General features: G+C 43.1%; 9 protein-coding genes. 1 reads left to right on the top strand and 8 read right to left on the bottom strand.

What is annotated here, in order from left to right; all coding sequences use genetic code 11:
• Positions 1-72: 72 nt before the first annotated feature.
• From BM739_RS10855 to BM739_RS10820, 8 genes are all read right to left on the bottom strand, one after another.
• On the bottom strand, positions 73-1,107 hold the full coding sequence (locus tag BM739_RS10855) for a methyltransferase (protein WP_076540518.1): 1,035 nt from the start codon (positions 1,105-1,107) through the stop codon (positions 73-75).
• A gap of 98 nt (positions 1,108-1,205) precedes the next feature.
• Positions 1,206-2,687, bottom strand: coding sequence for an alkaline phosphatase (locus BM739_RS10850; protein WP_254843533.1), 1,482 nt, complete (start codon positions 2,685-2,687; stop codon positions 1,206-1,208).
• Positions 2,688-2,752: 65 nt separating this feature from the next.
• Positions 2,753-3,706, bottom strand: coding sequence for a glutathione synthase (gshB, locus tag BM739_RS10845; RefSeq protein ID WP_076540516.1), 954 nt, complete (start codon positions 3,704-3,706; stop codon positions 2,753-2,755).
• Between the two features lie 37 nt (positions 3,707-3,743).
• The gene (gene rsmE, locus BM739_RS10840) at positions 3,744-4,490 is read right to left on the bottom strand and encodes a 16S rRNA (uracil(1498)-N(3))-methyltransferase (RefSeq protein ID WP_076540514.1); all 747 of its coding nucleotides are present in this window, start codon (positions 4,488-4,490) and stop codon (positions 3,744-3,746) included.
• A 12-nt stretch (positions 4,491-4,502) separates the two neighbouring features.
• The gene (locus BM739_RS10835) at positions 4,503-5,213 is read right to left on the bottom strand and encodes an endonuclease (protein WP_076540653.1); all 711 of its coding nucleotides are present in this window, start codon (positions 5,211-5,213) and stop codon (positions 4,503-4,505) included.
• Positions 5,214-5,433: 220 nt separating this feature from the next.
• A complete protein-coding gene (locus BM739_RS10830) occupies positions 5,434-6,012 on the bottom strand; it encodes a SprT family zinc-dependent metalloprotease (protein WP_076540512.1) in 579 nt (192 codons plus the stop codon).
• Between the two features lie 94 nt (positions 6,013-6,106).
• Entirely contained in the window at positions 6,107-7,198 is a 1,092-nt protein-coding gene (locus BM739_RS10825; RefSeq protein WP_139326873.1) for a hypothetical protein, read from the bottom strand.
• A gap of 158 nt (positions 7,199-7,356) precedes the next feature.
• On the bottom strand, positions 7,357-8,268 hold the full coding sequence (locus BM739_RS10820; RefSeq protein ID WP_076540508.1) for a LysR family transcriptional regulator: 912 nt from the start codon (positions 8,266-8,268) through the stop codon (positions 7,357-7,359).
• Between the two features lie 124 nt (positions 8,269-8,392).
• Between BM739_RS10820 and BM739_RS10815 the strand changes: the two genes are divergently transcribed.
• Positions 8,393-12,949 (top strand): biotin carboxylase N-terminal domain-containing protein, encoded by a 4,557-nt coding sequence (locus tag BM739_RS10815; protein WP_076540506.1) that lies wholly within the window; start codon positions 8,393-8,395, stop codon positions 12,947-12,949.
• Positions 12,950-13,044: the final 95 nt, after the last annotated feature.

Here is a 13,044-nt window from a genome sequence, read left to right as displayed (position 1 = left end):
TAGTCAGTAATTGGTTGTTTTATAACTCAATCAAATAATTTGTGAACTCCGCACACCGCGGGTAGTTTTTTGTTATTTATTAAATAGATATAATTTATATTTGTTGTTTTCTGCAGGCACGTTCACTTGGCCAAATTCAGCGGCTATGGTGTCTGCATATGGCAAGTTTCGGTTAGCGACAATTTGCCACACACCGCCTTTGGCAAGGCTTGATGCACTGGATTTGACAAAATCTTTGGCAATTTGGGTGGTGGCGGCTAAGCCATCATGAAATGGTGGGTTCGCAATGATGCCATTAAATTGACCGCTAATTTGGTTAAAGCCATCAGAGGGATACACTTTTGCTTGCATGCCATTTGCGGCAAGGGTTAGCTCACAGGCTTTTAAAGCCATGGCATTAATATCAATGCACTCAACGGATAAACTCGGGTTTGCTTTTAATAAGGCGGCGCTAATAACCCCAGCACCACAGCCAAAGTCCAGTACGCGTTTTTCTAATGTCGGCAAATGCGATAGCAATAATTCTGTACCTTGATCGAGACGCTTTTCGCTAAACACACCCACAAGGTTACAAATGGTGATCTCCCCTTGAGGGGTTGATAACGAGTATCGGCTTAGCCAGTTATTAAGGTCAAAAGCAGGTGCTTGGGCGATTAACTCACTGACAAATAATAAACAATGGCGGGCATTATCGCGCTTACTTGGGGGGGAGAAATACTCAGGCAGTAATTTTGCTAACGATTTAACTCCACCTTTATTTTCGCCCACGACAATTAGGTGTCCGCCTTGCTTTAAATGCTTGGCAGCGAGGTTAAATAAGTAAGGCGCTAGGGGCTTGGCCTTTGGGAAATAGATAATCGCGACATCAAAGCGTTTGTCGGCATCGGTAGTTGGCAGCTCGTGACCAAAGTGACTGCTTAAGCCTTTTTGTTGTTTTTGAGACAATAATAAATAATGGTTAAAGTCTAATGCTAAGCTCGTCACTGATGCAGCGCTGGTAACTAGCTCAGCCGCCAAGGTATCAGCTTCATGATTTAGAATTAAAACATCTTGGTTTTCAATGAATTCAGCATTTCTTAAAATGACTTGAGAAGCGTTAGTAAGCACGAGATTAACCTTTGAAAAAATAATCTGCCGATTATAGCAAATACCGGCAATAAAAAGGGTGACAAAATTGTCACCCTTTAAGGTTTATTCATTGCTTATTAATGACTGCCAATAGCAGCTTGTGATTGAGGTAATAAACTCATCATCTTAGTGGCAATATCAGTGTTGTCTTGATGGCCACTGAACAGCCTTTCACCAGGGCCGGCGGCAAAAACCTGCACGTCTAATCCGGTGTGACCCAGTGTGGTCCAGCCGGTATTAGTGCGGGCATCAATGATTGTTAATATAGTGGCAGTAAGCTGCTTTTCACCCTGCATACGGGCGTTACTTAATTGAGTCAATTCTTCTTGGCTGGCATCAAAGCCAATCAGTTGATTAAACTTTGCTTGCCAGTCATCAGTAGCAATTAACTGCTGAGCAATATTAGTCGGTGAGGCATTGATGCCATGAATGAGCTGTGGCTGCCACTCATACTCACCATTAGTACCAATAGAAAGTCCACCGGTGTTGTGATCGGCGGTCACCACCATCAAGGTGTCTTTACGTTGACGAACAAATTGCTCAACCACTTCAATGGCATTGGCAAACTCATCCATTTCACCCATCACAGAGGCGATATCATTATGATGTCCTGCCCAATCTATCAGGCTACCTTCAACCAGTAATACAAAGCCTTGGTCGTTTTGAGCTAATAGCTCTAAGGCCTTTTTCGTTAAGCTGCTAAGTTTATGGCCTTGTTTATCATCAATGACCCATGGTAGTTGCACTGGGGCAAATAAACCCAGTACTTTAGGCTGCTTGATACTATCGAGTTGCTCAAACTCGGTAATATGTTGATAGCCTTTGTCTTTAAATTGCTGCAACAATTCCGCAGAAAAGTACTGTTGACCACCGCCTAAAATGACATCAGCATCAGATGTTAAATAAGATTTTGCAATGGCTTTATAATTTTTTCGATGTTCATTATGGGTTAAAAATGCCGCAGGAGTAGCGTGGTTAACCTGACTTGATACTGCTACCCCCGTGGATAAGCCTGCCGCTTTGGCAAGTTCCATTATGGTGGTCAATGGACGTTTATTTTCATCGACTGAAATTGCGCCATTATAGGTTTTAAACCCTGTAGCTAAGGCGGTTGCCGAGGCGGCAGAGTCAGTCACATAACCGCTACTGCGAGCAGGGTAGGTACTTGCCATGCCCACTAACAGCCGATCAAATACAGTTTGCTCGATTTCTTGGGTATTGGGATTATCTTTAAAGTAGCGGTAGGCGCTGGTGTAAGCGGGGCCCATGCCATCTCCCACCATGATGACCATGTTTTTAGGCTTAGCTGCTGTGGTTGAAGCTTGGTGAGTGCTTTTTAGTGCTGTAATTGGCGCAACGATTACGGGTTCATCAATTATAACCTGCTTAATTGCTGCTTTTTCCGAAATGGCTTCGGAAGTAACAGCAGCTTCAGTTTGAGTTTGGCTGGCAGTATTTGTATTGATGGCGGCTTCAGCGATGAGTTCATTGGCAACAGTGGTATTAGAAAACCACAGGGTTAAGCTAAGCAGTAAGCCCAGCGTACTTCTTAAGTGCATGTGTAGTCCCAAGTGTGTTCGACAATATTAGCAGCAATGACATTCATTGCTGCTATCCTTTTGATTTATGCTTTTTTATTGATACGCGCTTCAATTGAGTCCATCAACATTCCAGTAATATCTACATCAAATGCGGCTTCAATTTCTTTGATACAAGTTGGGCTGGTGACATTGATTTCAGTTAGCTTATCGCCAATCACATCAAGGCCAACAAAGATAAGTCCACGCTTTTTAAGCTCAGGGCCAATCGTGTTAGCAATATGCCAATCTGATTCAGATAATGGCTGCGCCACACCACGGCCGCCAGCGGCTAGATTGCCACGGGTTTCACCTTTTTGTGGAATACGGGCTAAAGAGAAGGGCACTGGCTGGCCATCGACCACTAAAATGCGCTTATCGCCAGAAGTGATATCTGGAATAAAGGCTTGAGCCATGGCGTATTGCTGACCTTCATTGGTTAAGGTTTCAATAATAACCCCTAAGTTAGGGTCATCTTTTTTGACGCGAAAAATTGAGCTACCACCCATTCCATCAAGTGGTTTTAAAATGATATCGCCTTTGGCTTGATGAAAAGCGCGGATGCGTTGCTCGTCTCTGGTGACTATGGTTTCTGGGGTGAATTCAGAGAACCAGGCAGTAAAGAGTTTTTCATTGGCATCACGCAAGCTTTGCGGCTTATTGACGATTAAGGTGCCTTGCTCTTCTGCACGCTCAAGCATATAAGTGGCATAAATAAATTCAGTATCAAATGGTGGGTCTTTACGCATTAAGATGACATCAAGGTCTGCCAATGGCGTATCAATGCTATCGCCGAGTTCGAACCATTTTTCAGAATTAGCTTCAACAGTTAATGCGCGCATAGTGGCTGTTGCCTGACCATTAACCATAGCTAGATCATTCATTTCCATATAAAACAATTGATAACCACGGGCCTGTGCAGCCATTAACATGGCGAAACTTGAATCTTTCTTAATGTTAATGTCACTAATTGGATCCATTACTATGCCGAGCTTAATCATATTTTTATCCTTATATTCTCAATGCATGCATCATTGATTAACCGATATCACCAAATCTTAGTTGTAAGGCAGTGATAGCTGTTAGTGAAGCAGTTTCTGTTCGTAATACTCTTGGGCCGAGCAATACATCGGTAAATTGTTGGGTTTCTGTCATGGCGATTTCTTCTTCTGATAAACCGCCTTCAGGGCCAATTAACAAGCGTACTTTGTGGTTGTCTTTACTGTTATCCAGTGACAGGCCATTAATACCATGTGCAGCTCTTGGGTGTAGGTTCAACTTTAACGCATCGGTTTGCTCAGCGCACCACTGACTCAGGGTCATTGCTGGGCGCACAACAGGTACCACACTTCGGCCTGATTGCTCGCAAGCACTAATGACAATTTTTTGCCACTGGCCGATTTTTTTATCAAGACGTTCGCCATTAAGCTTTACACCACAGCGATCTGAAAATAGCGGGGTTATGGTACTGACACCCAATTCAACAGACTTTTGAATGGTAAAATCCATCCTATCACCACGAGAAATGACCTGACCTAAATGTAGCTTCAGCGGCGACTCAGAATCATTGACTGTTTTAGTGATAATTTCAACAGTGACATTTTTTTTATTGGCGCTAATGATGTTGGCTAAATAGTCATAACCATCGCCGGTAAACACACTGACTTGATCGCCTTCAGTCATTCTTAGCACTCGGCCAATGTGGGCAGCGCCATCTTCATCAAGCTTGAGTTGCTGATTGAGCGCTAGCGTATTGACGGGCTGATAAATTCTTGGGACTCGCATAAATAACAATCCTTAATCAATGAGGCCGAGGTTTTGGCATTGATTTAATACAAACGCGTTATTATTACCTTGTCTATTGGCAATAAGTTGATCGCGGCGACATTCAATCTTATCAACTGGGTAGGATTTATTCCAAGCTTCAAATAAGCGTTTTTGACTGGAAGAAATCGCTAAGCCATAGTTTTGTTGCATGTAAAAATAGGTTCTGGCAATAGCGCCGCGGCTTTGCTCGGGGGGCTGCACTTTACGGCCTTTAAAGTCGACTACCATATCACATTGGCCATATAGGGTAGACTTTGCATTCCACTGACTAAAACGGTAATTACTTCTATCGCCGTTGACTTCACCCACGGTTGGAGTGAGATTGTGTAAATCGGCTTCCATTTTCTTAAACTCTGGGCTAATTCTACCGCAATTTTTTCTGCCGCCATTTTGCCAGCATTGTTTCTGATGACCAAACTCCCAAGCTGAAACCACATGTTCCCATTCAATTCTATTGGCTCTGGGAATTTGTTTCCTCACTTGATAACCACAACTGGCCAAATCGGGTTTCCACTGTTTACCGACCACCTTAATGTCGCAACCACAATAAAAGCTTGTCATGGGTAGCGAGCTACTGTAAATCTGCTGGGCAATTTTTTTAGCGCTTCGAAAACTTTTAGGGTGTTCGGCGGCGTGTAGATTGATTGACGTTAAAATGATAGCGGCGAAAAGCACTAACAGCCACAGAGGCTGTATTACATGTTTTGAATTTTGTTGCACAAAAAGACCCTGATTTTTATATACGGCACAGGCGTTATACGGGGATATAGCCTGATATTTGCGAAGGATGGTAAGGGATTGAAACTGGGGATGCAATCAATAGTGTTGTTTCAATGATGACTATGATTAATGTCGCTATAAGTGAATGATAAGTATTAGGATAAAGTGAAATTGTTTACGGTTATGTTTTGGCTGTTAGCACCTGTGAACATCGTTTACAACGGTATTGAGTTTGATTGCGAGTCACTTTGTTATGGCGGCGAATGCTGAGCATGACTGGGCCGCACTGACAATGATACTGAAACTGTTTACCAGCAACAGATTTGATGTCCAGTTGATGGGTGGTGTCTGCAGGTATTTGATAAATGCCGTTCATTAACTGTTGCCACTCTTTACCGTGGGGCTTCACTTTACCAAACAGCTGAAAGCACAATAAGTGGCTAATTTCATGGGGTACCACTTGGGTTAAAAACGCCTCGATATTTTCTTCTAGCAACACCGGGTTAAAGCGCAGTTTATTTAATTGCAAATGGGCGGTGCCAGCGCTTTTTCCTCTTAAGCTAAATAGAATACTTGGACGGGGAAATTTTTGCTTTAGCTGTTGCTCGGCTAATTGATAATCTGACTCTATTTTTAATAGTACTTGCTGCTGGGCTTCAGTTTTTGGTAATGGGATACGAACCTCTGCAGCGAGATTTGTGGTGCTGCTGGTCGTTGCTATGGGTGTTGAAGTTAGGCGCGCGAAAATAGATTTGAACATAATAAGCTAATCGTAAAGAGTCGTAAGTAGTTGTAAGCGAAACTGCCTGCTGATAAGCCTATAATAGCATTATCAGCAGGGCATAAAACTATTGCTAAAGCTCACCCGCAGCAAGTTTAATCATTTCACGGATCTGCTCAACCATTTTCCATTCCATTTCTGCATCAAAGCCGGCCACTCTAGGGGTATGAATATGGCCTACCGGTAAAGTACGGCCAAATTGCTGTTTCAATAAAATACTGCGATAGGAAATCTCATTAGATAAATAACCGCCGCCAGAGCCTTCTACCGATTGCTCGTTAGTCAGTTCATAAATGGATTTAGCATCAAATTGACCTTTGCTAATGCTGGTCACTTGATGATTATCATTGATGCTCCAATCGCCTTGGGCTTGCTGCATTGCAGCTACAGGCAGTGAAAACTCAACAAATTCAGAGCCATTGAGTGTTCCGCCATTAAATAAGGGGGCCATTGGCTTTTCCTTGCTAGCGCCGGTATAAACATTCAAATTGTCAGGAGCTGCTGCGCTGCGACCTCTTGCTGGAAAACGCTCTAAATCAAAATTATCACGGCCCATACTGACAGTGAAAATCATATCAATACTATTATCACGATACATAGGCGTTAATAGTGATTCGATCATGCCATTATCAAAGTCGGCAAATCGCACTGGGATCATCACAGTTTCGATTTGAGCTTGTTTGCCATTAACGTTAAAAGTCACCCCATCTAAAGCCAGGGCCGTTAATCCTGATGGATTACTTTGGTCAATGTGTTTATCTAAAAAGAATGGGTCAAAACCTGTGACTAGAATTTTAATCCGGCTTTCTGGTAAAAACTGAATGTCGCTTAAGCCTCTTGAAGACTTCTCAAACGCCTTAATCAATATATCTCGCTGCCAAGGGACAATATTATATCCGGCATTAGCAGTTTTTAAGGTTTCTCGAATAGCAAGACGGCTCCAGTACAAGCCGCGGTCATCGTGTTTTCCCGACTGCACATCGGCCACCGCTTGCAGCCAAAGTAAAGTGCCTTGCGCCGCGACCATTTGGGTAATGGTTAACTCATCGGTTGAATCTGCAAGTTTATTGTTTAAGTTGCTATTAATATTTTCATATTGATTAACCACTGCAGGGATTGAGCTTAGCGCAGTGGGTAAACGCAGCTCTTCAACGTCTCGTTCCATACTGAAGCCTTGGGCAACAGTTGGGGCAGATGTAAGCAATAAGGCAGCAAATGATGCCAAAGCAGTACGCTTAAATAAGGGGGTAAACAAGGGCTTGAACATGACTATTCCTTTAGGATGTTTTGTTTTTATGAGTTTAATTTAACACGGCTTTAGCACTAATTCATTATTGATTGTAATGACTCTTGGCTAGCATAACGTTTAGCGAAAAAATCTAAAAAGGCGCTAATATTACTGGCTAATTGTCGTCTACTTGAATACACCCCGTAAACTTTGAATGGTTCCATGGGCCATTCTTGCAGTAAAGGCACTAAACTGCCTGCCGCTAGCTCTTGCTTACAGCTATTATTGGACAGCATAGCGATACCAAAATCATCTTGGGCGAGTCGTTTGACCATACTGGCACTATTAACTCTGACCTTACGTTTAAAGGTGGCCATGGTTTTACGATTACCTTTGCCTACTGGCCAAATCGGCGCCGACATACTGGTACCTAATAATATGCCACTGTGCAGGGCTAGTTCTTGCGGGGTAGCAGGTGTGCCTGATTTTTTGAGATATCCGGGACTTGCAACTAATATGGGTTGACGTTCAAATAGTAACCGCGCGACTAAGTCAGAAGATTCTAATGGGCCATATTTTATGGCAATATCATAACCTTCGCCGACTAAGCCGACATTACTGTCGGTAAATTGAACGTCAAGTTCGATGTTGGGATAAAGGCGCATGAAGTTGCTGCAAAGTGTGGCAATGACGTCTTGGGAGAATGACACCGGAATAGCAATCCGCAATGAGCCGGAAATATCGCTATGGGTATTTTCGATAATGGCTTTGGCGGCTTCAATTTCTTGGCGAATAGAGTCACAATGTTGATAAAATAAAGCACCGATTTGAGTCAGACTTAAATTACGGGTATCACGCTGCAGCAAGCGTACACCAAGTTGCTCTTCTAGCTGAGCAACTTTACGACTTATGGTTGATTTTGGTTGGCCGATATCTCTGGCCGCTTGGGAGAAACCTTTTGCTCTAACTACTGCTGCAAACAGCATCATACCGTTTAAATCAGGCACCTTAGCCTCACTGTCTCAAAAATGGAACAAAGCGTCTCCAATAGTTTAATGGTAATTGTACAGGGAACAAAGTTATATTTACCGACTAAAAATTTTAGAGGCTATATAAGCAGAGGATCTAAGGATGACTAGCAAAAAGCAGCCCGTACACAAGACATCGGCACAATCGGCTGATCCGCTCTTTCTTAAAGCGGAGCATTTAGCTAAAGATTTTTCATTATTCCCAGCTCACAGTAAGCAGACTTTAGCTGAAGAAATCAAAGGATTGTTATCTGAGGATGCGATTCAAGCAAATTTAAAAGAGCTGTCGACGTTAGATGTCGATAGTTATGTGGCTAAAGTCATTCAACCGACTTTAGATAAGAACCGTCCAAGTGCAAAACGTGTTATCGCTGATCTTAAAGGTAAGTTGATCACTGAGTTCCACTTAGGTTCTTTTTATAGTGCTGAAATCGAATTAAACTTCGGTTCACGTACTCGCCGCATTGGTTTTATTGCCCAAGAAAGAACCTCGGCCAATGGTGCTTGGATGCCAGAGCATCACTTAGCAGCATGTAAAGCGATTCGTCACTTTGCTGAGTTATCAATGCCTATCGTTTACTTAATTGATACTCCTGGCGCCGATGCGGGTGAAGTGGCTAACAGCCAAAACCAAGCCCATACCATTTCAAAAGCCATTGCTGAAAGTGCCAATGTTGACGTACCGACTGTCGGTATCGTGATTGGTGCAGGTTACTCTGGCGGCGCGATCCCATTAGCGGCGGCAAACATCTTATTGTCATTGCGTGATGGTATTTTCAACACGATTCAACCTCAAGGCTTACAAAGCATTGCCCGCAAGTACAACTTGTCATGGCAAGAATGTGCTAAGTCTGTTGGGGTATCGCCAGAAGAGTTGCTTTCTGCTGGTTGTATTGACGGTATCGTTGATTTTTCTCCTTATGATAAAGACGAACGTCAGCACAATTTACGCCGCGCAATCATTAGTGGTATTGAAGCAGTAGAAAATGCCGCCATCACTTTTGTGCGAGAGTCTGACGATTTACGTGAGCATTATGATCGCAGTTTAAGCCGTTATTTAGACCCTTCTAAAAACCTTGCAGCGCTAGAAAATAGCCAAGGTTTAGCTGTAGCGAACAGCCCAACCATGCACCACAATGTGTTTGGTAGTGCTTATCGTTATTTACGCTATCTTACGGTGCGCAGTCGTATTCATTCAATTTCGGTTGAACAGTATGGCCGTTTATCGAAAGTGAGTGTGCCTGAAGGTGATTTACTGGCGCGTATTCAGCAAGAGCAAGATAGTGTATTCCAATCTTGGTTAGCGACGCCTGATAAATTAGTTTACGACGAAGAGTTGAATAAGCTTTGGGGCACTTTTGATGCCAAACGTAGCGAGATTTCTGCTGAACGTAACGTGATCACTCGTTTCATCTTAGGTGAGCCGAAAGAGAACTATAAGAAAGCCCGTAAGGCATTACTCTTTAACATCGGCTGGTCTTTGTATCACCGCTGGAAAGGTAACTCAGCAAACAACTTCAAAGGCTTAATTAAGCACCTTGAATCATTGCCATCATCAACAACTCAAGCGCCTTGGCCTGAGCTGAATCAACTGACTGTGCTTGATATTGTGGTCAATGATGAGTTGCGTGAAGACTTCATTTGGCAATGTCATAACGTATTAATCTTTAATGCACTATATGACAACGTGGTCGTTAACTTAGCGTCGATTTCTAAAGAAGCGATGATGTCTAAGAGTCTGTCGCGTGAATCAGTTGATAAGTTATTGCATAACGCCATTGATACTGCGTTATCAAATAATGATGAAGCCAATGATAAGAGCAAGTTCTATAAATGGCTTAAATTCTTCATGGCGCAATCTAACCGTGCAGAACTGTTAACCCGTGTAGAGCAATGGAAGAGTGTTGGTTTCCCGCAATTAAACGACAGTTTATTTGTTATCTTAACTTACTTCTTTGAGCGTTTATTGCCAGAGTATTTCGACAGTGAAGAAGATCAGTCTAAGTACACAGGTGCTATCAACCCTGTGCGTATTGGTCGTCGTAAAGATTTCTGGAACCGCCTCACCATGGGCTACCAAGATCTACTGATCCAAAAAGTGCTTCGTGATGAAAAACGCCAAGGCAAGATGGGTTGGGAAAATATTATTGCTAAGTTCTTCACTGAGTTTGAAGAGCTTAATGGCGATAAGATGTCTGCCAACTTGCTTAACTTCCCAGGGTTTCGTTTATCCATTGAAGATGCATTAGACAAAGGCATTCGCCCTTGTGGTTTAATTACCGGTTTAGCTGACTTTGATAATAATGGCCAAACACTGCGTGTGGGTGTTGCGGTATCAAATATTGCCTTCCAGGCTGGTGCGTTTGATATGGCCAGTGCTGAGAAGTTCAGCGCGCTATTAATTGAATGTGCTAAGCGTAAATTGCCAGTGGTTTGTTTTATTAGCTCTGGTGGTATGCAAACCAAAGAAGGTGCAGCAGCACTATTCTCAATGGCTGTGGTGAATGACCGTATTACCCGTTTTGTACGTGACAATGAATTACCAGTATTGATGTTCGGTTTTGGTGATTGTACTGGTGGCGCACAGGCAAGCTTTGTGACTCATCCGTTAGTGCAAACTTATTATCTATCAGGTACTAACATGCCATTTGCTGGTCAAATGGTGGTGCCTGCATACTTGCCATCAACAGCAACGCTATCTAACTACTTGTCTAAAGTACCGGGTGCGATGACAGGCTTAGTGCATAACCCATTCACTGATACTTTAGATAGCCAATTATCAAGTATTGATCCGTTAATGCCACTGCCAACATTGCATGCCCAAGAGATCATTGCTAAAGCGGTATCAACCTTAGTGCCTGAAGTTAAAGCCATTGAAGAGAAGATTGTTCAAGACGATCCTCGTGCGTTAATGAAGCCGATTGATAAAGTGCTTATCCATGCGCGTGGTTGTACTGCGGTTAAATTGATCCGTAAAGCCCATGACAACAAAATTAATGTTGTTTTAGTGGCATCAGATCCTGATATGACATCAGTACCTGCAGACATGCTTAAAGTGAACGACAAGCTGGTTTGTATTGGTGGTAATACATCGGATGAGAGTTACTTGAATGCATACTCTGTATTGAAAGTAGCAGATTACGAAAACGTCGATGCGCTTCACCCTGGTATTGGTTTCTTGTCAGAAAGCCCGCAATTTGCTGCTTTATGTGTTAACAATGGCGTTAACTTTGTTGGCCCAAGCGTGCATTCAATGACGACTATGGGTAACAAATCAAACGCGATTAAAACCTCACAAGGCCAAAACGTGCCAGTAGTGCCGGGTAGTCACGGTATTTTGACCAACGCTGAGCAGGCGGTAAACGTCGCCCTTGAAATTGGTTACCCAGTACTGCTTAAAGCGGTACAAGGTGGTGGCGGTAAAGGTATTCAGGTGGTCACTAAAGCTGAAGACATGATTGGTTTGTTCCAAAAAACTTCAACTGAAGCGGCTGCAGCATTTGGTAACGGCGACCTTTACCTTGAGAAATACGTCACCTCATTGCGTCATATCGAAGTGCAGTTACTGCGTGATAAGTTTGGTAACACCAAAGTGTTGGGTATTCGTGACTGTTCAGTGCAACGTAATAACCAAAAAGTGATTGAAGAGTCGGGTTCAACCATGTTGCCTGAAGAGCTTAAGCAACGGGTACTTGAATACACTCGTGCATTAGGTGATGCCACTGATTACATGGGCGCAGGTACGGTTGAGTTTATCTACAACCTCGATGCTAACGAAGTGTACTTCATGGAAATGAATACCCGTCTGCAAGTTGAGCATCCAGTGACTGAAGCGACTTCTGGTATCGATATTGTTAGTGCCCAGTTTGATATTGCTGCTGGTCGCTCAATTGAAGATCTAGAGCCAGTTGACCAAGGTTACGCCATGGAAGTGCGTATTACTGCTGAAAAAGCAGCCCTTGATAGTGATGGCGTGCTGCAGTTGTTGCCAAACCCTGGCAAGATCAGCGAGTGCTTCATGCCTGAAAGAGACGATGTTGAAATCATCTCGATTGCTGAAACAGGTAAAGAAGTATCGCCATATTACGATAGCTTAATCGCGCAAATTATTATTCGCGGTGAGTCTCGTGAAGATGTGATCACTAAGATGTCTGCTTACTTAGATGAAGCCTACATCAAAGGTATTGCCACTAACATTCCATTATTGAAGCTTATCCTTAAGGATGCGACCTTCAATCAAGGTGTTTACGACACTAACTATCTACCACGCTTGATGGCTGAGTTAGATGTACCTGCCTTGATTGCTGAAATGGAAGCGGCGGCTGAAACTGTTGGTTTAGATACCGAGTCTTTACGGGTTGCTGAAAGTAACGAGCTTAAAGTGTTAGCCCAAGGCGCTGGTATTTTCTATACCTCACCAGCACCGGGTGAGCCTGACTTTGTTAAAGAAGGTGACATAGTCACAGTAGAGCAAACATTAGCGCTAACTGAAGCGATGAAGATGTTCTCTCAAGTGAGCTTAGCCGGCTTTAACCGTCAAAATGCTGTGCTGTACCCTGAAGATAAAAAGTATCGCATTGAGCGCATTCTAAACGGTAATGGTCAGCAAGTTTCTCAAGGTGACTTACTGTTTGTGATTTTGCCCCTTGATGGCGAATAAGCTTAAGGCTTGATTGCTTGATGACACAAAAATCCCTAAAGCTTTTTTAGGGATTTTTTTATGTCCGACAGCGAATTAAATGCTTTTGCATCGGT

Source organism: Shewanella sp. UCD-KL21 (assembly GCF_001957135.1).
GTDB lineage: Bacteria > Pseudomonadota > Gammaproteobacteria > Enterobacterales > Shewanellaceae > Shewanella.
Note: the sequence above shows the minus strand (reverse complement) of the source record. Positions and strands in the feature narration are given on the sequence as shown.